The following is a 22,715-nucleotide window of genomic DNA, read 5'->3' as shown; positions in this document are numbered from 1 at the left end:
TCCCGGATCAATATTTGAAGCCCAGCGTCACGCCCGCATAGCGTTGGAAATCGCGCGGCAGATAGCCAGCCAACGTCGTGGCCCCGCCCCACAGGCTGGCACGATTGTCGATGCGCGTATAATATTGCTGATCGAACAGGTTGTTGACGAAAGCGGTGATCTTGAAACGATCATCCTTGGGCGAAAGGCTGATGCCGAGGTTGAAAATGCCATAGGCCCCCTGCACCGTCGAAGGATCGCCGGTCAGCGCGTAATTGACCTTGCTCTGCCAAGTGTAATGCGCGGTGACGGCGGCCTTCAGATCCTCGCTGATGGGCAATCGATATTCGCCGCCCAGATCCATCTTCCAGCGCGGCGCATTGGGCAGCACATTGCCCGCCTCGTTCTGCTGGTTGCCGACGCAGCCTGTGGCCGCCGTCTGCCCCGGATAGCAGGCGCCATTGGGGTAGCGCACGATCTTGGCATCGGTGAAGGTGATCCCGGCGTTCAGGCGTAGCGCATCGCTGATACGGGCGCTGCTCTCCAGTTCAATCCCGCGCGTGCGCACCTGCCCCACATTGGCCAGAACAGGCGTTGCGGCAATATCGGGCAACAGACCCTGCGCCTGGAAATTGTTATAGTCGGTCCAGAAGCCGGTCAGGTTCAGCGTAATCCGCCGGTTGAGGAACTGGCTGCGCAGGCCGATTTCATAGTCGTTGGAATGTTCGGCCTTGATCGGGAAATTGGCCGCGATCACAGGATTGAGCGCGCTGGTCAGGTCATAGGCCTGCCCCTTGTAGCCGCGCACATAGGTGGCAAACACCATCACATCGCGCGCCAGATCATGCTGAAGCCCGAACTTGCCGGTGATCACATTGTCTTTGTTCTTGCCGCTGAAATATTGCGAGGTGGTGTTCTTGAAAAAGCGGTAGCCGATATCCTCGCTATTGGCGCGAAGGCCCGCAATCACCCGGCTGCCCGGCGCGAAATCCCATGTCGCCTGTCCAAAGATCGCATAGTTCTTCGACGTGGCATAGGCATCATAGCTGCCGATATTGTAGGTCGGCCCGCGGCGGAAATGGCCGCCCCCATCATAGCTCTGGAAATAGAGGCCCGCGACATATTTGAGCGGCCCGGTATCGGGCGAGGTCAGCCGCAATTCCTGCGTCCAAGTTTCGACGCGATTGTTGACGGTCTGGATGTAATTGGGCGCGCTCACCCCGCCATTGTTGGCCGTGGCCACCGGCAGGTCGGAGAAATCGTTATCGACGCCGCTGTAAAGTTTGAACAATTGATGCGAAGTCACCGACAAGAGCGACAGGCCTGAATCCAGCGTATAGCCGATCTTGCCGAATTCCTCGATGAACTGGCTGTTAGCGAACAAAGGGCTGTCGAGGCGCACCGTATTGTTCGAGCGGTTGACCGTCTCTCCCGCCGTCACCTGCGCCCCGGTAAAGGAGGTACCTAGCAGCTTGGCATTGGGATCGACCTGAATATAGCTGGCCGAACAGCAATTGGACTTCACCCGATTATAAACGATGCCGCCGGTCAGGGTCAGCGCGTCCGACGCATTCCAGCGCAAAACGCCCTTGAGCGTCGAATTGGTCAGCCCGTTGATCCGGTCGCCGGTGGTCAGATTGACCGAAGGCCCAGCCCACGTCGAAGTCGCCCCGGTGACCCGATAGGACAGATTTTTGGTAATCGGCCCCGCCGCCGTCAGCCCGACACGATATTCCTGATCGGTGGTGGCGGTGGCCTGCCCGCTCAGGGTGAACGTGTCGCTCGGCCCCTTGGAAACGACGTTGATCACACCCGCCGAGGCACTTTTGCCGAACAGCGTGCTTTGCGGCCCGCGCAGCACTTCAACCCGCTCGACATCGCCCAGATCGCTGGTCAGGGCTTGCGCCTGATAGGCCTGCGGCACATCGTCAACGATTACCGCGACGGCGGGCTCAACCGCGATCGAAAAGGCAAATGTGCCCACCCCGCGCAGGATGATCGACGTATTGGCCGGTTGCGATTCCGGGGTGATGGTAAGCGAGGAACTGGCCTTGGCCAGATCCTGCAGGTTCTGCGCGCCCGATGCCCCAATGGCGGCGGGGTTAAGCACGGAGACGGCCACCGGCACTTTCTGCACATTTTCCGAGCGCTTCTGCGCAGTAACAACGATTTCCCCGGCATCGGGCACGGTCTGCGCAAGGGCCGCCGCTCCCATCGGCGCAAGGCTCAGAGCCGCAACCGAGCAGGTTACGAAAAGGGTTCGAGATTTGGTCTTCATCAGAAATCCTCCCACAAACAGCCGGAGGTTCATTCATCGGGGAATGAATCGCATCGCCTTGCTGTTATCGATATCAGATATCGATAACCGATGGGCCCTGTCAAGCGCTTCCCGCATCGATTTGCTTGTCGCGATCGAAAAGAATGAAGGCGCGCCCGGTCCGATCACGCCTTCATTTGCGTCATGCCTGTTCAATTGTCTGAAACAGGCTCATTTTATCCCAAACCCGCCGGATCAGCACTCGCCCCGCGCCAGCAGATAGGCCCCAACCAATCCCGCGGCTTCCTGACACCCCGGCGCGGTAATCCTTGCCTCCAGAACCTGCGGAGACGCCCAGAGCGAGGCATAACCGGCGAGTCTGCGCGCCGTCTCCCGGCGAACATCGGCCAGAAGATGATCATAGGCCATGACCCCGCCTCCGATCACGATATGCTCGGGCGCAACCGTCAGGATAAGCGAGGCGCAAAGCTGGCCCAGATAGTCGGCCTGTGCTGCCCAGGCCGGATGGTCCTGCGGCAATTCGGCCAGAGAGCCGCCCCAGGCCGCAATGATTGCCGGACCGCTGGCCAACCCTTCATAGCAATCGCCGTGATAGGGACAGATCCCGGCAAAGCCTTCATGCGCGGCGTGACGGCGGGGCAGGATATGGCCAACCTCGGGATGCCCGCGCCCGCTGACCGTCCGCCCGCCCGAGGTCAGGCCGACCCCGATGCCGGTTCCCACCGTGATATAAGCCACCGATTGGCAGCCGACCGCCGCCCCCATCGCCGCCTCGGCCAGCGCAGCGGCGTTCACATCGGTATCCACCGCAACCGGCAGCCCAAGCCCCGTCGCCACCGCGCCGCGCAGATCCGCATCGCGCCAGCCCGGCTTGGGCGTGGTGGTGATATGCCCCCATGTGGACGAGGCACGATCGAGATCGACCGGGCCGAAACTGGCTAGCCCCACCGCCTGCATCGCCCCGTGGCGATCCTGTGCCGCCCGGAAGAAGGACAGGATCTGCGCCAGGCAGCTTTCGGGATCGGTGGTGGCGATACGCAGCGTTTCGCGCGATCCATGCTCGTCGCCAATGCCGCAAAGGATCTTGGTTCCGCCGGCCTCGATCGCGCCGAACAGGGAAGATGTGTGGATGGCCGACATGGCTCTGCTCCATCATAGGCACGGCGTGGCCAGCAACTGACCCGCGCCGTCGTGATTTCGGGAAAAGGTTCAGCCCTTGACGGGCGCGCTGGTCGAGGCTCGCTCGACCAGGCGGATGGCGATCACATCGTGACGGATCGGCACGCTTTCGCCCGCCCGCCGCCGCCGCACCAGCTCGGTGATCGCCGCCACAGCCGAAGAGGACATTTCCGCAATCGGCTGATGAATGGTGGTGAGTTCCGGCCAGATCGTGGTGGCCACCGAGGTATCGTCAAACCCCGCAATGCTGATATCGCCCGGAATGTTCAGCCCCAGCCCGTGCGCCACCGCCGAAACGCCCGCCGCCATATCGTCATTGCTGGCAAAAACCGCCGTTGGCCGGCTTTCCTGCCCCAGCAATTGCTGCGCCGCGTCCATGCCCGAACGATAGGTGAAATAGCCCTGCGCCACCCATTCTGGCCGGACGGCAAGGCCCGCCTCACGCATCGCCGCGCGAAAACCGGCCTCGCGCCGCCGGGCGGTCGAGTGCATCGGATCGCCGCGCAGGAAAGCGATATCGCGGTGGCCCAAAGCAATCAGATGCTCGGTCATCAAACGCGCGCCCGCAAAATCGTCCACCATCACGGCGGGCGTATCAGGGCGCGGCTCAGCCGTGGCAAAACCCAATGCGGGAACACCGGTCTGCATCAACCGCTCCAGCACATCGGGCGAATCGCAGAGCGGGGGCGGCAGGATGATGCCGTCCACCCCCATGCCCAGCAGCTTGTTGACCGCCGATAGCCCGTCGGGATGCGCCGAACTGGGCTCGATCATCAACTGACACCCCGATTCGCCCGCCTGACGAAAGGCGCCCATCAGGAATTCACCCAGATTGGACGAGCTGGGATTGGAGTAGAGCAGGCCGATTTTCAGCGCGCTTCTCAACGAACTGGCCGCCGCATTGGGCGAGAAATTCATCGCCTCGACCGTGGCCATGACCTTGGCGCGAGTGGCCTTGCTGACATGGGGATGATCATTCATCACCCGCGACACGGTCATCGAGGAAACCCCCGCCACGCGCGCCACGTCATGAATGGTCACGGCTCCCTTGCGGGCCCCTGCCAAAGGCGCGTCAGCGCTTGATTTATCTTCCTTGGCCATCAGGTCTCCTCTGTCGCTCCTACGGGCAATTTCGGCAAATTTGAAGCAGCCTCTTGCGCTTCATCCCGGATTGCCGCTATCTAGCCGCATCTGATATCGATAACAGATGGCAACAGATAGGCGGTGAAGCAGGCCCACGCAAGGCCTTTCTCCGCCCGCTCACGGGAGTTTCACAAGGATGTTGCAAGGTCAGGCACGCCGCAACTACCTGCTTGTCAGCGGCTATGTCGCCGCTTTCTTCTTCGCGCAGGCGGCCGCTATCTCGCTGCTGTCGATCTGGCTCAGCCAGCGACTGGGGCTGTCGGGCGCGCAGGTCGGCACGGTATTTTCGGCCAATTTCATCGCCGCCATGGTGTGTCAGCCGCTCTATGGCTGGCTGTCTGATCGTATGGGCTATCGGCGCACGGTGCCGCTTTCCATCGCGATCATGGTTGTTCTGGCGGGGCCGTTCTTCAGCTTTGTCTATGCGCCTTTGCTGCGCGATCATCTGCTGTTTGGGGCGATCCTTGGCGGAGCCTATATCGGGGCGACTTTCGTGGCGGGCAGCTATGCCATCGAAAGCTTTGTCGATCGCGTCAGCCGCCGCGACGGTTTCGAATATAGCCGGGCGCGACTGTGGGGATCGCTGGGATTTTCGCTGGCCGCGCTGTTTTCCGGGCGCTTGTTCAACCTCGATCCGCGCATCAATTTCTTTCTCGCCTCGGCGGCGGGACTGGTGCTGATCCCGCTCATTCTGGCGCTGCGCGGCAATGTCATCGCGCCGATCCATGTTGATGCCCCCCGCCCCGTGACGCTGGCCGATTCGCTGGGCGTGCTGCGGCTTGCCAAATTCTGGCGCTTCATGGTGCTGATCCTGGGCGTCACCAACCTCTATCTTGTCTATGATCAGCAGTTCCCCGCCTATTTCGCCTCACTTTTCCCCACGCGCGAAGCGGGCAATGCGATGTTCGGCTATCTCAATTCGGCGCAGATCTTCGTCGAAGCCGGGATGATGTTCATCGCCCCCATCATCGTCAACCGCATCGGCATGAAGCGCGGCCTTCTGCTGGCCACCACGATCATGATCACGCGCATCGCGGCCACCGGGGTAGCGGCGGGGCCTTGGTCGATCTCGGCCTGCAAGATGCTGCATTCGCTCGAATTGCCGATCCTGCTGGTGTCGATCTTCCGCTATATTGCCGCGCATTTCGAAACCCGCCTGTCCGGCACGCTCTATATGGTCGGGGTCAGCTTCGGCCACTCGCTGGGACTGGCCATTCTCTCGCCCGTCGCAGGCCGTCTTTATGACGCCATCGGTTTTCGCAGCACCTATTTCACCATCGCGGCTTTCGCCCTGTGTTTCTGGATCGCCTCGCTCTTCGCGCTGGCGCCGGACCCCGAACCGCGCCTCCAAGGAAAGGACTGATATGGGCAAGAATGCCCCTTCGCTGAGCCCCGCCATGGCCGATATCATGATCGCGCGCGCATTGGAAAGGATCGACCGTTCGATCACCGCCTATGGCGGGCGGTTTCCCGCACCCTCCAGCATCGATGGCCGCTATCCCGTCATGGATAACGAGGAATGGACCAATGGCTTCTGGCCCGGCATGCTCTGGCTGGCTTGGGAATTGTCCGGAGAGGATCGTTACCGCGCCGCTGCCGAAGCGCTGATGCCAGGTTTTGCCGATCGCGTGGCGCGGCGGCATCTGACCGATCATCACGATCTGGGCTTTCTCTATACGCTCTCCACCTGCGCGGCATGGCGGTTGACCGGTAATGAGGAAGCGCGTCTGTCCGGCCTGATGGCGGCGCAATTGCTGCTCTCGCGCTATAACAGTGTGGCCCATGTCATTCAGGCATGGGGCGACCTGTCCGATCCGGAACAGAGCGGGCGGATGATTATCGACTGCAATCTCAACCTGCCGCTGCTGTGGTGGGCCGCGCGCGAGACGGGCGACAAGAGGTTCGCGCAGGCCGCCGATGCCCATGTCGAACAGGCAGCCCGGCTGCTGGTCCGCCCCGATCATTCGACCTATCACACCTTTTATGTCGATACGCGCACCGGCCTGCCGCGCCATGGCTCGACGCATCAGGGTTATTCCGACGACAGCTGCTGGGCGCGCGGGCAGGCATGGGGCATCTATGGCTTCGCGCTGGCCTTCCGTCACACCGGGCGCGGCGAATATCTGACGCTGGCGGCGGATCTGGCCGACTATTATCTGGCGCGCCTGCCCGAAGATGGCATCTGCTGCTGGGATCTGATCTTCACCGCCGACGAACCGCGCGACAGTTCGGCCGCCGCGATCACCATCTGCGGCTTGCTCGAACTGGCCGCCGCGCTGCCCGTCACCGACCATCGCCGTATGCATTATCAAAGCCAGGCCTTGCGCATGGCCGAGAGCCTTGACCGCGATTACCTCGCGCCGGTGGAGGGCAGCGACGGGTTGCTGGCCCATGCCGTCTATCACTGGCCCAACGGGGTCGGGGTCGATGAAAGCTGCATCTGGGGGGATTACTTCTATCTCGAAGCGCTGATGCGCCTGCGCCATGCTTGGCAACCCTATTGGGCGTGAGGGGAACATGAACACCATCCCCCGCCGCCCCTTCGGCCAAAGCGGCCTCACCCTGCCCACCATCGGCATCGGTTGCAGCGATATGGGCAATCGCAACCGCCCCCGCCCGCCTCAGGAAGCCGCCGAAACTGGCCATGCCGCGCTGGAGGCCGGACTCAACTGGTTCGATGTCGCGCCCTATTACGGACTGGGTCTTGCCGAGCGCCGCCTTGGCGATGCGCTGCGAGAAACGCCGCGCGATGACTTTGTGATCTCCAGCAAGGTCGGACGACCGCTGATTCCCGATCATGACGCAGATATCGGCAAGCCGCGCCATGGTTTTCACTCGCCCATGCCGTTCCGCGCCGGTTTCGATTACTCCTATGACGGTGTGATGCGGTCATGGGAAAACAGCCTGCATCGCCTTGGACTGGCCCGTATCGATATTCTCTTCGTCCATGACATCGGCGCCTATGCCCATGGCGAGGAGGATCCGGAACGCTGGCGGGAATTCATCGGCGGGGGGCTGCGGGCGCTGAACGAACTCAAGAGCAGCGGCGCGATCAAGGCCTTCGGATTGGGCGTCAACGAGGCGGCGGTCTGTCATCGGATGCTCGATGAAGCGCCGGTGGACGGTTTCCTGCTGGCGGGCCGCTATACGCTACTCGATCATGCGGGGGCTTTGCCGCTGCTGGATCGATGCTACGAACAGGGTGTCAGCGTGATTGCCGCAGGCCCCTATAACACGGGCCTTCTGGCTGGCGGCAGCCGGCGCAGCGGCGCGATGCGCTATGATTATGGCGCCCCCACGGCCGAGGTGCTGGACCGCCTGAACCTACTGGAAGTGCTTTGCGGCGCCCATGGTGTGCCTCTGGTGGCGGCAGCGCTGCAATTCGGGCTCGGGCACCGGGCGGTGGCCTCGGTTCTGCCGGGCGTCGCCGGCGCGGCGCGTGTGGCCGAAACCCATGCTCTCGCCACCATCACCATACCCGCCGCTTTCTGGGCCGAACTTGCCGCCAGCGGCATCATCGCATCGGGCGTCCCGCTCCCATCCGTCAAAGGATAAAGCCATGTTCTGCAAGACCTACCATGCCACACATCCTGACATGATGGAATGTGTTTCTAATGATGAACTGCGTGACCGTTATCTGGTATCGGGCATGTTTGTCGAGGGGCAAGTGAGCCTCAATTATTCGCATAACGAACGCTTCGTGATCGGCGGCGCGGTGCCGGGTAAGGAACCGCTCAAACTCCCCGCGCAGACCGAGCCTGCCAGTGCTGCCGGCCATCCGTTTCTGGAGCGTCGCGAGGCGGGTATCGTCAATATTGGCGGCCCCGGCGCGATCACCGTCGATGGCACGCGCTATGAAATGGGCAACAAGGAATGCCTCTATCTGCCCATGGGCACCGGCGAGGTGATCTTTGAAGGCGAAGGCGCGCGTTTCTACATCGCCAGCGTTCCGGCCCACAAGGCCTTCCCGATCAAGCATATCACGCTCGATCAGGCCAACCCGCTGGCCCGTGGCGATCTGGCCAATTCGAACCAGCGCACGATCTATCAGCTGGTCATCCCCGGCATCTGCGAGAGCGCCCAGCTCCTGCTCGGCCTGACCGTGCTGGAGGAAGGCAGCGTGTGGAACACGATGCCGCCGCACCTGCATGACCGCCGCAGCGAGATCTATCTCTATTTCGACATGCCCACCGAGGCCGACCGCGTGTTCCATTACATGGGCCAGCCCGAAGACCTGCGCCACATCGTGATCGGCAATGAAGAAGCCGTGATCAGCCCCCCGTGGTCGGTCCACATGGGCAGCGGCACCAAGAAATATGCCTTCATCTGGGCAATGGGCGGGGAAAACCTCGACTATACCGACATGAAGGTCCTCGACATCTGCCAGCTCAAGTAAGCGGCCCCAAGGGAGAGGAAGAATGAGCTTTGACCTTACCGGCCGCGTGGCCGTGGTGACCGGTGCCAATACGGGCATCGGTCAGGGGATTGCGCTGGCTCTGGCCACCGCCGGGGCCGATGTGGCGCTGGTAGGCCGCACACCGGCGGAGGAAACTGCGGCTCTGGTGCGCGACACCGGGCGCCGGGCCGAGATCATCGGCGCGGATCTGTCCTCGATTGCCCCGGTGGGCGATGTCGTGGCGCAGGCGGTGGAGAAGCTGGGCGGATTGCATATTCTGGTCAACAATGCCGGGATCATCCGCCGCAATGACAGCGTCGATTTCACCGAGGAAGACTGGGACGCGGTGGTGGACACCAACCTGAAGTCGGTGTTCTTCCTGAGCCAGGCCGCCGGTCGCCACATGATCGCCAACCATGCGGCCACGGGCCAGCGCGGCAAGATCATCAACATCGCCTCGATGCTCAGCTTTCAGGGCGGCATCCGCGTGCCCAGCTACACTGCCTCGAAATCCGGCGTGGCGGGGCTGACCAAGCTGCTGGCCTGCGAATGGGCGGCCAAGGGCGTGAACGTCAACGCCATCGCGCCGGGCTATATCGCCACCAACAACACAGCGGCGCTGCAATCGGACGAGGCGCGCAACCGCCAGATCATGGAGCGCATCCCCGAAGGCCGCTGGGGCAGCCCGGCGGATATGGGCGGCGCGGCAGTATTTCTGGCCAGCGGCGCGGCGGATTACGTTCAGGGCCATGTGCTGGCCGTCGATGGCGGTTGGCTGGCACGATGACTTCGGTGCGTTCTGGCCCCGTCGTCTGCTTTGGCGAGGTGATGCTGCGCTTTGCCACGCCAGCGGGGAGGGTGATTGCCGATGCGCAATCGCTCGACCTGACGATCGGCGGGGCGGAGGCCAATGTCGGCGTGGCGCTGGTGGCGATGGGGCATCAGGCGCGGTTTGTGTCGAAAGTCCCCGCCAATGCGCTGGGCGACAAGGCGCGGGCGGCACTGGCGGGAGCGGGCGTTGAGGTGCAGCATTTCGTGCGCGGTGCCGGTGAATCTGGGGGCCGCATGGGGCTGTATTTCCTCGAGGTTGGCGGGTCGCTCCGCCCCTCGGCGATCACCTATGACCGCGCCGGTTCGGCCTTTGCCACGGCAAAGCCGGAGGAGTTCGACTTTGCCGCCGCGCTCGACGGTGCCTCGCTGTTCCACATCTCGGGCATCACCGCCGCATTGGGGCCGGGGGGCGTTGAGCTTGCCCGCGCCGCGATCAAGGCCGCCCGCGCGGCAGGCGTACCGGTCAGCTTCGACTGCAATTTCCGCGAGAAGCTTTGGGGCGCATGGGACAGCAATCCGCGTGAGATCCTGCTGGAACTCTTGGCCGACGCGACGATCATGTTCGGCAACCACCGCGACATGACGCTGCTGCTGCAAAAGCCCTTCTCGGGCGATGGCGCGGAACGGCGGCGCGAGGCGGTCGAGGCTGCCTTTACGACCTTCCCCAACCTTCAGGTCATGGCCAGCACCGCGCGTCATCCGATCACCCAAACCCACCACCGCCTCTCGGCCCGCGTGGACCTGCGCGAGGATCGGCATCAGACGACGGAGATCGAGATCACCGATATCGTCGACCGGGTGGGATCGGGTGATGCCTTTGCCGCTGGCGTGCTGACGGGCTGGCTCGAAGGCGGGGATGCACGCAAGATGGCGGAACTGGGCCTCGCCATGAATGCGCTCAAGCACTCCCTCCACGGCGACTGGCTCCGCCTCCCGCGCTCGGAAGTGGACAATTTCACCGGCAATTCCGGCGATGTCAGGCGCTGATCGAACAGCACAAAGAACAATTTCGGGAGAAGAACAAATGGTTCAAACAAAACGGCTGACCCGCCGCGCCCTGATGGGAAGCAGCGCGCTGCTGCTGGCCGGAAGGGCCCTGCCCGCTTTTGCCCGCAGCGGTTTTCCCTCGAGCAAGTTTGGCGAAGTCCTGCCTGATCTCAAACAGGATCATCCGCGCCTGCTGATCACCGATGGCGCGCTCAACACCATGCGCGCCGCCGCAAAGGGCGACCCGCTCTTCGCGCAACTGATCGAGCATATCCTGACCGATGCCCGCGCAATCCTTACCCGCCCCCATGTGCCCTTTCGCCTGACCGGGGCCGAGCGCCCATCGATGCTGGGCGGATCGCGCCAGATCATCCATTACATCATGACCTGCGCCTTTGCCTGGCGCTGGACCGGAGAGCGCGCCTTTGCCGAAAGGGCCGTGGCGGAAATGACATCCGCCGCGCGGTTTCCCGAATGGAACCATACCCATTTTCTCGATGTGGCCGAAACCGCTTTTGGCGTGGCCGTCGGCTATGACTGGCTCCACGGCTTTATGGACGAAGACACGCGCGATCTGGTCCGCACGGCGCTGGTGGAAAAATGCCTTCTCTGGGCCGATCGTGCCTATCGCGGGTCGAAAGATCCGTGGCTGGGCTTCCCGGCCTATACATGGAACTGGAATCAGGTCTGCAACGGCGGCGCGCTGGCCGCGGCAATGGCCGTGGCAGAGAGCGAGGCGCTGCTCTGCGCCGATGTCATCGCCGGGGCGGTGCGATCGGTTCCGCTGGCGCTGACCTCCTATGAACCGGACGGGATCAGCGCCGAAGGGCCGGTGTACTGGACCTATGGCACGACCTATCATGTGATCATTCTGGCCATGCTCGAGGTGGGTTTTGGTAATGATCGGGGTCTGGCGAAATCCGCAGGGTTTCAGGTGACCGATACTTTCCGACTCTGGGCGCAGGGGCCGACCGGGAAGGCCTTCAACTATGCCGATTGCCACGAAAAACTCGCGCCCAGCCCCGCCCTTGCCTATCTGGGCCAGCGTTTCGGCCATCCCGCCAGTGTGGAAAGGGCAAGGCAAGACCTGCTCGAACTGATCCGCTCTGCAAAACTGGATGGCGAATTCGATCGTTTCCTGCCGCTCTATACCTTGTGGTATCCGCAAGCCGTGGCGGCAAAACCCGACACCCAAAAGGCCCGCCATTTTCGCGGCGAAGCCGATCTGGCAATTTTTCGTAGCGGGTGGGCGCCGGGGGACGTCTATCTCGGCTTCAAGGGCGGCAATAATGCGGCCAACCATGCACACCACGACCTCGGCTCCTTCGTGCTGGACAGTCAGGGCGTGCGCTGGGCCATTGATCTGGGTTCGGACAGTTATCAGGTTCCCGGCTACTTCGACAGCGGGCCGGAAGGCAAGCGCTTCAACATCTATCGCATCTCGGCCAAGGGTCATGGGACGATCATGCCCGAAGGCGGAAAACAATCGCCCGAAGGGCTCGCCCCGATCTCACGGTTCAGAGAGCGTGAGGATGGCGGCATGGCCGTTCTTGACCTGACCAAAGCCTATCCGGGGGCAGCACAAAGCCTTCAGCGCGGCGTCGATTTCCTTGCGGACGGACAACATATCGTAATCCGTGACGAGATCCGCGCCGGACGGCCCGATCAGATCTGGCGCTGGGCGATGTTCACCCGCGCCACGATCACTCTGCACGGCAACCGGGCCACGCTGACACAGGAAGGCAAGGCGATGCAGGCGGTGATCGACACGCCCGGCCATGTTTTTGAAGTGCTGTCCGCCGCGCCCGATCATCCTGGCGAAGCGGACAATAAGGATGTCTCGATTCTCGCCATTCGCGCCCAACCGCAGGCCACGGGCGATCTCGATCTGACCGTTTCGCTCTATCCCACAAAGCATGGCGCGCGAAGAGCTGGTTCAGGAAAGTCGCTTTCCCTCTGGAATTAAGTGCTTTTCTGATGCGCGCTGGCCATCTCGACCTTATTTAGTCCTACAAGCTTTTAGCCTCTTGCTTTGCGAACCTGTTATCGGTATCAGATATCGATAACAGGTTCGCAAAGGCCCATGCCTGAACGGATCGACCCGCCAGTCGCAACCATAGCGACGGCGCATAAACGGAGGGGCAAAATGGAACGTCACATTCTTCTGGCAGCACTCTACGCCAGCGCCGCAGCGGTCACCGCGCCCGCCATGGCACAGACCCGCAATAATGAGCGCGCGACCAATGAGGAAATCATCGTCACGGGCGTGCTGCGCGATACGATGGCCAGCAAGGCGCCCATTTCCTCAACCACCGTGGGCGAGGAAAAGATCCAGACCACTGTACCGCTGAGCGCGGCGGATCTGCTGACAGAAATTCCCGGCGTGGTCGTCAATTCCGACGCGGGCGAGGCCAAGGCGACCGTCTTTGCCCGTGGCCTGTCGAACGGCACCGATGCCTCGACCTATGGCTATTACTGGACGACGATGATGGAGGACGGGCTCCCCCTCACCCCCGCGCCCTATTCCAATTTTCAGCCCGACATGTTCCTGCGCGCCGATGTCACCATCAAGCGTGTGCAGGCCGTGCGTGGCGGTTCAGCGGCAATCACCGGCCCCAATGCACCCGCGGGCCTGTTCAACTACATCTCGAAAAACGGCATGACCGATCCCGGCGGACAGGTGATCGTGCGTCTGGGCAATGAAGGGGATGGCAATCTCTATCAGAAATACGATGCCTATTATGGCTGGCACAACGATGACAAGACACTGGCCTGGTCAGTCGGCGGCGATTACCGCCACGGTTACGGCTATCGTTCCATTGCCTATCCGATGAATTATGGCGGCCAGATCAAGGCCAATATGAATTACAGCTACAACAGCGATTGGGGTTCGGGCGGCCTGCTCGTCTCGTTCAAATATCTTGACGATCACACCGGCACCAATGACACGTTCCGCCCGATCACCATCGGTTTCAACGATCCGCAATTTCTTCCGGGCTTTGGCCGCGATGTGAATTATCTGCCGACGGGCGATCTGGCCCATACGGTGCCGTTTGGCAGCGATGGTTCGCGCAACTGGGATCCCAGCAATTTCAGTCATGAAAAGTCCTTTGCCGGGACGATCAAATGGGATCATACATTCAACAACGGCCTGAAACTTTCGAACAATCTGCGGATCCAGAACAATTCGGTCGAACACACCTATGCCACGGACTTTGCCTATCAAAGCCTGCTCAATTCCGCGACATGGACAACGATGGGTACGGCCGCGGCGGGGCTGAGCAACACGCCGGGCTATTTCACACTGACCAACCGTTCGACCGGGCAAGTGCTGGCGCGCGTCTATCGCATAACTTCTGCCAGCCAGAACGGCGTTTGCGTCACCGCCGTCACCAATGGCTATTGCATGGACAGGAACACACCCAACCTGCTGCCCAATCAGACGCTGGTCAATCAGGCGCCGATTGACAGCAGCAACCTGATCCTGATGACCGGCACATCCAATTCCAGCGGGATCATCAACAGCCGTGACATCACCGACCTGTTCACCCTGACCAAGGATTTTGGCAAGGTCACGATCACGGCAGGCGTCTATTTCAACCAGACCAGCTTTTCGCGCGATTTCGCCTATGGCGGGCGGGCAATCCTGCCTTTGCAGAACCAGCCGACCACGCTGGGCGTCGCCTTTACCACCACCACGACCAGCACGGCAGGCGGGGCGGCAGGCACGACCTATCAGATCACCGATCCCACAGGCTATGGCGCGCTGGGCAGCTCGGTCGGCCTCACGTTGCGCGACCGGGCGCATGTGCGCGAAATCTCCCCGCTGCTGGGCATCACATGGGAGGCCAACTCCCACCTGCTGCTCGATGCGGGCGCGCGTTTGACGATGTATCGCGGCTGGGGCGAAAACAACCGCTTCGTCACCAATCCAAATGCCGCCACGCGCAGCTTTGGCGGTGTCGATGGCACCGCCACGACGATCTATGACAATGTCTATGCCGTCGATACAGCCGCCGGGCATTTTCCCTTCGACAAGAGCATCACCTATGCCCAGTTCACCGGCGCTGCGAGCTATCTGTTCAGCCCGCGCTTCTCGATGTTTGCGCGCTTCACGCTGGGCAAGAAGAACAATGACGCCTTCTGGGACGGTTTCAACGTCGCCCAGAACCTGGTCGATCAGTTCTCCCTCGCGCCTCTGCCTACGCTCAAGAGCGCCGAGCTTTCGTTCCAATGGCGCAATCGCTGGCTTCAGTTCAACCCGGTGTTCTATTTCACGGATCTCAACAATGTGCCCGTGCGGCGCAATGACGGTTTTCTGGCTGATGGCGTCACGCGCTACACCACGCCGCCCTTCATGGCGCATTACCAGTCCTACGGGATCGAGTTGGACAATACGGTGCGGGTCGCCAAATGGCTCAATTTCCGCAATGTCCTGACGGTTCAGCGCTCGCTTTCGCTTTCCTTCCCCTCGATCAGCCTTGGCACCTGCAACGGCGTGCCCACGGCCACAACCTGCCCCGGCGGCATCCAGCCCCAGGACGATGATACCGCAACCTATTCGTCCGGGCCTCAGCCGCTGGCGGCCGATCTGGTCTATAATGGCACCGCCAATCTGCGCTTTGGCCGGTTCGGGGCCTATTACCGCTTCCGCTATATCGGGTCGCGCCCGGTCACGATCCGCAACACATTCCGCCTTGCTCCGCAGAAACTCTCGGACATGGGCGTGACCTATAACGTCAATGACCGGCTGACGCTTCAGTTCAACGTCAACAACCTGTTCAACGATGCCTCGCCCACCAAGGTCGGGACCGTCGGCACAATCCCCTCGAACATGACTGAGGCGGATTTCATCGCCCAATACCCCAATGCGCTCTCGACGGTTCAGGTAAACGCGCCGCGATCCTTCTTCTTCACCGCCAGCGCCCGTTTCTGATATGGCCTCCATCGCCCTGCTCTCCGCCATCCTGCTGGCCAGCGCCTCTCCTGCCCCTGAAACGGACGGCCACTGGATAGCGGATCAGGGCAATGGCACCTATCGCAACCCGGTGCTGATCGGCGACTGGGCCGATCCCGATGTGGAAAGGGTGGGCGACCGCTTCTTTCTGGTGGCTTCCTCCTTCACCGAAAGTCCGGGCCTGCCGGTTCTGGAATCGCGCGATCTGGTGAACTGGACGTTGATCGGTCATGCCCTACCCCGACTGCTGCCCGATACGCATTACCAGACGCCCCGGCGTGGAGGCGGGGTCTGGGCGCCCACGATCCGTTATCACAACGGGCGCTTCATGATCTATTTCCCCGATCCCGACCGGGGGATTTTCCTCGTGACCGCCTTGCAACCCGAAGGCCCATGGTCCGCCCCGGTGCTGGTCGATGATACGCGCGGGGCCATCGATCCGGCGCCCTTCTGGGATGAGGATGGCAAAGGCTGGCTGGTCCATGCCTATGCCAGGAGCCGGGCGGGCTTTGCCAATCGTATCACGCTCAAACCCCTGAATGGTGATGGCACGCATACACTTGGCGAGGGCAAGACCATCATCGACGGCGACACATTGCCGGCGGTGATGACCAGCCTTGGCCCGCGCCCATGGCAGACCACCGAAGGGCCAAAACTCTACAAACGCAACGGCTGGTATTATGTCTTTGCCCCCAGCGGCAGCGTCAAAGGCGGGTGGCAAGGCGTGTTCCGCAGCCGCTCGATCCAAGGTCCCTACGAAGGCCGCGATGTCCTCGATCAGGGCAGCACCCCCATCAACGGCCCGCATCAGGGTGCATGGATCACAACGCCTTCCGGTGAGAACTGGTTCCTGCATTTTCAGGATCGCGATACCTATGGGCGGGTGGTCCATCTGGAACCGATGCGCTGGGTGGATGACTGGCCGGTGATCGGCAAACCTGTCAGGTCCAGCGGCAGGGGCGAGCCTGTCGACCGTCACACCAAGCCGGGATTACCCGTGCAGCCCATCGCGGTGCCGACCGGCAATGATGAATTTGACGCAGCCCTCTCCCCTGTCTGGAGCTTCAACAGCAATCCGGCTCCCGATTGGGCGAGAGTCTCAGAGGGCGCCCTGCATCTGCTCGCCGTACCCGGTCCAGCGGATCTTTTCGAAAATGGCGCGGTCCTGTCGCAACGCCTTCCCGCACCCGCTTTTACCGCCACGACGCGCATGAAGCTTTCTGCCCGCGTTCTGGGTGAAAAGGCCGGTCTTGCTATCCACGGCAAGACCTTCGCATGGATCGGCGTCGAAAAAACCGCGGAGGGATTACAGATCGTCTCCTATGCCAAAGGCGCCGCCGGATCGGGGCAACCTGTACAACGCAGCGCAGGTCCGCTGCTGACGGCTCAATCGGTCTGGCTGAAGCTCTGCGCGACACCGATCACTGTGAATGTCGGACCTCCTGGTTTTAGCCCCTATTGGCCATCCATGCTGCGCGAAGAGCACGCACAGATCTCGCTGTCCTACAGTCTGGACGGTCAGCATTACACGCCGCTGGGCCATCCTTTCATGACGCAGCCCGGCCTCTGGGTCGGCGCCAGGCTGGGCCTCTTTGCCAGTGCCCCCTTTGGCACGCCATCGGCCACCGCCACAGTCAATGGCAGCGCCGATTTCGACTTCTTCCGTATCACCGCATTTTCGGCGCAGGCGCGCCCATGATGACAAGACTCCTCAAGGGCCTGATGCTATCGGTTTGCGGATTGCTCTGCATGCCTGACCCCACCTTGGCCGAGCCGGAGGCAAAGCCGCGCGTTCTGGTGCTGACCGACATTGGCAATGAGCCGGACGATTCCGAAAGTCTCGTACGATTTCTGCTCTATACCAACGAGTTCGATGTCGAAAATCTCATCGCAACCACCTCGGTATGGCAGCGCGACAAGGTACAGCCGGACCTGATTACACAACGCATTGACGCCTATGCCAAGGTCTGGCCCAATCTCACGCAACATGCTGCTGGCTATCCCACCGCCGATTGGCTGCGGAAACGGGTTCTCGCGGGCGCGCCGCTTTATGGCATGGCCGGGGTCGGCAAAGGTCATGATACGGCAGCCTCGCGCGCCATTATCGCGGCGGTTGACCGACCTGACAGGCAGCCGCTCTGGGTGCTGGCATGGGGCGGCGCGACCGATCTGGCACAAGCCCTGTGGCATGTCCGCGCGACGCGCTCACAGGCGGGGTTAGAGCGCTTTACGGCCCGCCTGCGCATCTATTCCATTTCCGATCAGGACGATGCCGGACCATGGCTGCGCCAGACCTTTCCGCGCCTGTTCTGGATCGCCAGCATCCACGGCTGGAATCAATATGGCGCGGCGGCGTGGAGCGGGATTTCCGCCGACCGCCGCACCGCCGAAAACTGGCCCGACCGAGACAAGGTTCTCGATCCCTGGCTTGAAGAACATATCCGGCGCGGGCCGCTGGGCGCGCTCTATCCCCTGCCCAAATTCATCATAGAGGGGGACACGCCTTCCTTCCTCTACCTGATCCCCAATGGTCTGGGTGATGCCGAGCATCCCGATTGGGGGTCATGGGGCGGGCGCTATGTCCAATCCGCGCCGAACCGAGGCCTGTTTGCCGACACAAGGGATATTTTCGAGCGCGACGGTTTGGTCTGGGCGGGCAATCAGGCAACGGTCTACCGCTGGCGCGGCGCGTTTCAGAATGATTTTGCGGCGCGCATGGCATGGACCCTGACCCCGGATCGCGCCAAGGTCAATCATGCGCCACTTGCCATCATAAATGGCGTAAGCGGCAAAGCCGCCCTGCACATTCAGGCCGATAGCGGCCAGACCATCACCCTCGACGCGACTGCTTCTAGCGATCCCGATGGCGACGCTCTCACCAGCCATTGTTGGCAATATAAGGACGTCGGAGGCATTCCCGCCCAACCGAAAGCGACTATCCGTTCGCCCGGCGCAGGGCAGACCGAGGTCGTTCTGCCACGGGTCAACGAAGCGAGCGAATTGCACTTCATCCTCGAATTGCGTGATCGCGGAGAGCCGGCGCTTACCAGTTATCGACGTGTCATCGTCACAATCACTCCGCCGAAAAAGACACTGGCCAGTCACCAGCCTTGAGTCCGGCATGCAAAGGATATCACCCTTGATCACGATACCAGATCCGCATGTGCTTGCGCAAAAGCTGGTGGAGAAACCCTGGGGAAGGACCCATCTGCCCCCACAATTTGAAGCTTTGGGTGACCGCCGCATTGGCGAAATCTGGTTCGAACCGCCTGCGCAATGCCCCGAATTGCTGGTCAAATATATCTTTACCAGCGAGAATCTTTCGGTTCAGGTGCATCCGAATGATGCCCAGACGCTGGCTAAAGGCCTTGGCAAACAGGGCAAGGAGGAATGCTGGCTGGTGCTGTCCGCCGAGCCCGGCGCCAAACTCGGCATCGGATTTCACGGACAGATAGATGAGGACAGAATGCGCGCTGCCGCAATGGATGGCAGCATCAAGGATCAGATGGTCTGGCACGAGGTGGTTGCCGGAGATTTCTTCTACATCCCGGCCAATACCGTGCATGCGATCGGCGCTGGAGTAACCTTGCTGGAGGTTCAACAGAACAGCGATATCACCTACCGACTGTACGATTACGGCCGCCCGCGCGAATTGCACTTGGACGACGGGATCGCGGTAGCCTTAGGGGAAACATATGACCTGTCCCGTTGGCACAGGCATGTGGACCTCAATGGTGGCACAATCGCTCTGGTGGATGGCCCATACTTTCGCATGGATCATGTTGTGGACTCCCTGAACGACGATCTACTCCGGCGGTATGGCAATGGGCCGGTTCTTGTGGTGCCACTGAAAGGTGGGATTTGGGCGGGTAAGGACAAGTTGGTTCCGGGCACTTGCGCAATGGTTTCGCACGCGGATCAGCTTGGCCTTGGGGATGATGACGCAGCACTCGTCATACAGTCTCTATGAAACGGTCATTCAGCTTTACAATGCCCGCCGATGATATTGCAGAGTCCATCGCACCACACTTGGAAACACCGCGGTCTTCAGCCCGATCAGAGACCTTTTCCTTCCTCATCCAATGGCTTTTGCGAGAAACAAATATGCTGCGTTTCCTTACTCTTGCCGTCCTGATGATGCTGGGTTGCGCCAGCACGGCCGTACAACCGGCAAACGCGCAGGCCGCGAACGACCTGCGCGTTTACGAAGTACCGCGAGAACTACTTTATGCGGCACATAATGACGATTACACGGTGCGGGTGCGAAAACCGGGAGGTCCGTGGCAGAGCCTGTATGAATATCGCATCCGAGTAGACGCCGATACCTTACAGAATGCATCGCTGGTCTATTTCGATTTCGCCGGCAAGGTCGAAATCGAGATCGAAAAGAACAATGGCAACTTTAACACCGCGCAGATCCTGCCTTTGCGACCGAGAATGCGCCTTTTACGCGGCGGATCGTTGATCCGTCTGACACTTGACAGGCCCGAGCGATTTTCAATCCAGTTCGATGGTGATCGGCTGCATAATCTTCATATTTTGGCCGGCGCGATACCGGAGGGTCGTCCGAAAGGGGATGATGTCATCTATTTTGGCCCCGGCCTCCACGTCCCGCCTGATGGCGGCAACCGGTTTCCGGTCAAATCCGGCGACAGGATCTATCTGGCGCCCGGCGCTGTGCTGCGCGGAAGTTTTGCACTGGATCATGTTCGAGATGTCCGGATTTCGGGACGCGGCCTGCTTTACAATCCCGGCAGCCCTATCGATCTCGACGGGGCCAGCAACATCGACATCCGCGAGTTGATCGTCGTCAACGACGAACACACCAATGCCGCGCGTGTGATCAACATCCGCAATTCAGAAAACGTGTCAGTCCGCGAAATCAGCGGGTTCACTGCGGGCAAATGGTCCGATGGCATCAATATCTCGACTTCCCAACATGTGCGTATCGACGGAGGCTATCTGCGCGTGTCGGATGACGGCGTGGTGGTCTACGCCGTCACTGACTGCCCAATTTGCGGCAATCGTCCGATCCCGGCGGGCGGCCCACCCGGTGCCGCTCAGCCAGCGGACACGTTCGATATCAAGGCGCGTAATCTGACAATCTGGAACGATGTGGCCCACTCGCTGTTTGTCGGCCATTTCGGCGATGCCGATGCCCCGCGCACGGTTAGCAATGTGACGTTCGAGAAAATTGACATTGTCAATTTCGACGAGGACGACCCAATGTGGGATGGCGTCATGGCCATCTATTCGGGTAATGGCACCTTGATCAAAAATGTCACCTTCAGCGATATCAATGTCCATCGCATCGAGGAAGGACGGCTGATCAACATCGTCGCCGGTCAGACAAAGCTGACCATCGCCAGCGCACAAGCCAACAAAGTGCCCGGTCGCGGGATCGAAGACGTGACGTTGCGCAATATCGCCTTTGCTGGCGATGGGATGCCTAATCGCTCGATCATAAGCGGCTTAGGTGCAGGCACCATGGTCAAGGGTCTGCGGATCGAGAATTTGCGGATTGGAGGTCGCAAGGTCATGTCAGCACGAGCAGCAGGGATCGACGTGGGACCATGGGTGAGCGGCTTCTCCATCCGCTAGCCTGCAATCAAGTGGCGCATGATGGAGCGTTTACCCCTCTTCATGCGTCGCTTACAAACGCCTCTCTCCCTCACGCCGCCATTTTCACCTCATAGAATTTATTGGGAATGTTCACCCGAAGGTATGTTGCGCGGTTATCTGGCGGGTGTGAAATTGATCCGCGAATATCCGCTGCTGGCGCTGGTGGGGCAGGATCTGCCCGGTGCTGTCAAAGCCCTGCCGATCGAGGCAGCGTCCCTGCCCTCCACCGCGCCATCATCCGCGCAGGTCGAAGAAACACTGCGCTTTTCCCTAGCCGGCGTTCAGCTCAAATTCTCCGCCATCCAGAACCGGGGCAAGAAAGGCGGGCTGACCATTCCGGCCAATGGCATGGGGGGCGACTGGATCATTAAGCTGCCCTCGGTTCGACATCCCGATGGGCCGGAGAACGAATTTGCCGCGATGAATCTGGCGCGCATGGTGGGCATCAATGTGCCCGATATCGACTTGCTGCCGCTCGATGCCATTGCGGGCCTTCCCGCTGGCATTGGGCGCTATGGCACCTCGGCCTATGCGATCCGGCGATTCGACCGCAATGAGGCAGGTGCAGTCCACATTGAAGACTTCGCGCAGGTCTTCAATGTCTTCCCCGCCGACAAATATGAGAATGCCAGCTACCGGCACATCCTCTCGGTGCTGGCCATCGAAACGGACGAGGCGAGCGTGGTCGAATTCATCCGCCGCCTGACCTATTGCGTGCTGATCGGCAATGGCGACATGCATCTGAAAAACTGGTCACTGATCTATCCCGACGGACGGCGACCGAGCCTCGCGCCTGCCTACGATCTGCTCTCTACGGTGGGCTATATTCCCGAGGATGATGCGGCGTTGAAGTTCCATCGGTCTCGGGCGTGGGACTCCTTCACCCATGAGGAACTGACGGTGATGGCCGACAGGGCACGGTTGCCCGCAAGGTTGATTATGGACACGGTCAGGGAGACGGTTGAACGCTTCGACGCGGCATGGGCGCAGGAGAAACGGCACCTGACTTTTTCAGGCGAAGTCGTCACCGCCATCGATCGGCATCGCGCAAAATTGGCCGCTTGAGAGAGGCATCCTTTGCCCCCTCCAAAGGGTAGAAGGCCGCGTGAAAGGGAAGAGGTAAACGGCAGCAAATGGCCCGTTGGCCAGGACCAATTTTTGCGCATCGGAACGCCGAATTCCAGCACTCCCGATACACCTTCACAGCGCACGGCAGCATCGAATGATGGACATCATCGTTACCCGCATCGCATCAGGTGGCCTTCCCATAAGGTTATAAGTTTTCTGCATCTGATCGCCCGATTCCTAGCGGGCAAAACCTAGCAAAGGGAGGTGCAATTCGG

Annotated in this window: 16 protein-coding genes; 13 read left to right on the top strand and 3 right to left on the bottom strand. The window is 61.1% G+C overall.

Going from position 1 to position 22,715, the window contains the following annotated elements:
* Positions 1-7: 7 nt before the first annotated feature.
* The 3 genes from FHW96_RS22875 to FHW96_RS22865 all read right to left on the bottom strand — a co-directional run bounded on the left by FHW96_RS22875 (position 8) and on the right by FHW96_RS22865 (position 4,537).
* Positions 8-2,257, bottom strand: a complete 2,250-nt coding sequence (locus FHW96_RS22875) for a TonB-dependent receptor (RefSeq protein WP_172342885.1) — start codon at positions 2,255-2,257, stop codon at positions 8-10.
* 234 nt (positions 2,258-2,491) lie between these two features.
* Positions 2,492-3,397 carry an ROK family protein gene (locus FHW96_RS22870; protein WP_216651017.1) on the bottom strand — a complete coding sequence of 302 codons (906 nt, stop codon included), beginning with the start codon at positions 3,395-3,397 and terminating at the stop codon, positions 2,492-2,494.
* Between the two features lie 69 nt (positions 3,398-3,466).
* Positions 3,467-4,537 carry a LacI family DNA-binding transcriptional regulator gene (locus FHW96_RS22865; protein WP_172342884.1) on the bottom strand — a complete coding sequence of 357 codons (1,071 nt, stop codon included), beginning with the start codon at positions 4,535-4,537 and terminating at the stop codon, positions 3,467-3,469.
* Between the two features lie 178 nt (positions 4,538-4,715).
* On the opposite strand from FHW96_RS22865, the gene FHW96_RS22860 reads away from it, so the two are divergent.
* The 13 genes from FHW96_RS22860 (at position 4,716) to FHW96_RS22800 (ending at position 22,437) form a co-directional block, all read left to right on the top strand.
* Positions 4,716-5,942, top strand: a complete 1,227-nt coding sequence (locus tag FHW96_RS22860) for an oligosaccharide MFS transporter (protein WP_172342883.1) — start codon at positions 4,716-4,718, stop codon at positions 5,940-5,942.
* A 1-nt stretch (position 5,943) separates the two neighbouring features.
* A complete protein-coding gene (locus FHW96_RS22855) occupies positions 5,944-7,089 on the top strand; it encodes a glycoside hydrolase family 88 protein (RefSeq protein ID WP_172342882.1) in 1,146 nt (381 codons plus the stop codon).
* A gap of 7 nt (positions 7,090-7,096) precedes the next feature.
* Positions 7,097-8,134, top strand: coding sequence for an aldo/keto reductase (locus FHW96_RS22850; protein WP_172342881.1), 1,038 nt, complete (start codon positions 7,097-7,099; stop codon positions 8,132-8,134).
* A 4-nt stretch (positions 8,135-8,138) separates the two neighbouring features.
* Positions 8,139-8,975 (top strand): 5-dehydro-4-deoxy-D-glucuronate isomerase, encoded by an 837-nt coding sequence (gene kduI / locus FHW96_RS22845; protein WP_172342880.1) that lies wholly within the window; start codon positions 8,139-8,141, stop codon positions 8,973-8,975.
* A gap of 22 nt (positions 8,976-8,997) precedes the next feature.
* Entirely contained in the window at positions 8,998-9,762 is a 765-nt protein-coding gene (gene kduD, locus FHW96_RS22840; protein WP_172342879.1) for a 2-dehydro-3-deoxy-D-gluconate 5-dehydrogenase KduD, read from the top strand.
* The gene (locus FHW96_RS22835; RefSeq protein ID WP_172342878.1) at positions 9,759-10,793 is read left to right on the top strand and encodes a sugar kinase; all 1,035 of its coding nucleotides are present in this window, start codon (positions 9,759-9,761) and stop codon (positions 10,791-10,793) included. Before kduD ends, FHW96_RS22835 begins: the two co-directional genes overlap by 4 nt.
* Before the next feature lie 37 nt (positions 10,794-10,830).
* On the top strand, positions 10,831-12,759 hold the full coding sequence (locus FHW96_RS22830; protein WP_172342877.1) for a heparinase II/III family protein: 1,929 nt from the start codon (positions 10,831-10,833) through the stop codon (positions 12,757-12,759).
* 180 nt (positions 12,760-12,939) lie between these two features.
* The gene (locus tag FHW96_RS22825) at positions 12,940-15,729 is read left to right on the top strand and encodes a TonB-dependent receptor domain-containing protein (RefSeq protein WP_172342876.1); all 2,790 of its coding nucleotides are present in this window, start codon (positions 12,940-12,942) and stop codon (positions 15,727-15,729) included.
* Between the two features lies 1 nt (position 15,730).
* Positions 15,731-17,449, top strand: coding sequence for a glycoside hydrolase 43 family protein (locus FHW96_RS22820; protein WP_172342875.1), 1,719 nt, complete (start codon positions 15,731-15,733; stop codon positions 17,447-17,449).
* A gap of 50 nt (positions 17,450-17,499) precedes the next feature.
* Positions 17,500-18,864 (top strand): DUF1593 domain-containing protein, encoded by a 1,365-nt coding sequence (locus FHW96_RS22815; protein ID WP_216651016.1) that lies wholly within the window; start codon positions 17,500-17,502, stop codon positions 18,862-18,864.
* A gap of 25 nt (positions 18,865-18,889) precedes the next feature.
* Positions 18,890-19,720 (top strand): class I mannose-6-phosphate isomerase, encoded by an 831-nt coding sequence (locus FHW96_RS22810; protein ID WP_253951174.1) that lies wholly within the window; start codon positions 18,890-18,892, stop codon positions 19,718-19,720.
* A gap of 134 nt (positions 19,721-19,854) precedes the next feature.
* A complete protein-coding gene (locus FHW96_RS22805; protein WP_172342872.1) occupies positions 19,855-21,351 on the top strand; it encodes a glycosyl hydrolase family 28 protein in 1,497 nt (498 codons plus the stop codon).
* Positions 21,352-21,474: 123 nt separating this feature from the next.
* Positions 21,475-22,437, top strand: a complete 963-nt coding sequence (locus FHW96_RS22800; protein ID WP_253951173.1) for a type II toxin-antitoxin system HipA family toxin — start codon at positions 21,475-21,477, stop codon at positions 22,435-22,437.
* Positions 22,438-22,715 lie beyond the last annotated feature (278 nt).

The organism is Novosphingobium sp. SG751A (assembly GCF_013149295.1).
Taxonomy (GTDB): domain Bacteria; phylum Pseudomonadota; class Alphaproteobacteria; order Sphingomonadales; family Sphingomonadaceae; genus Novosphingobium.
This window is presented reverse-complemented; position numbering and strand designations above follow the sequence as displayed.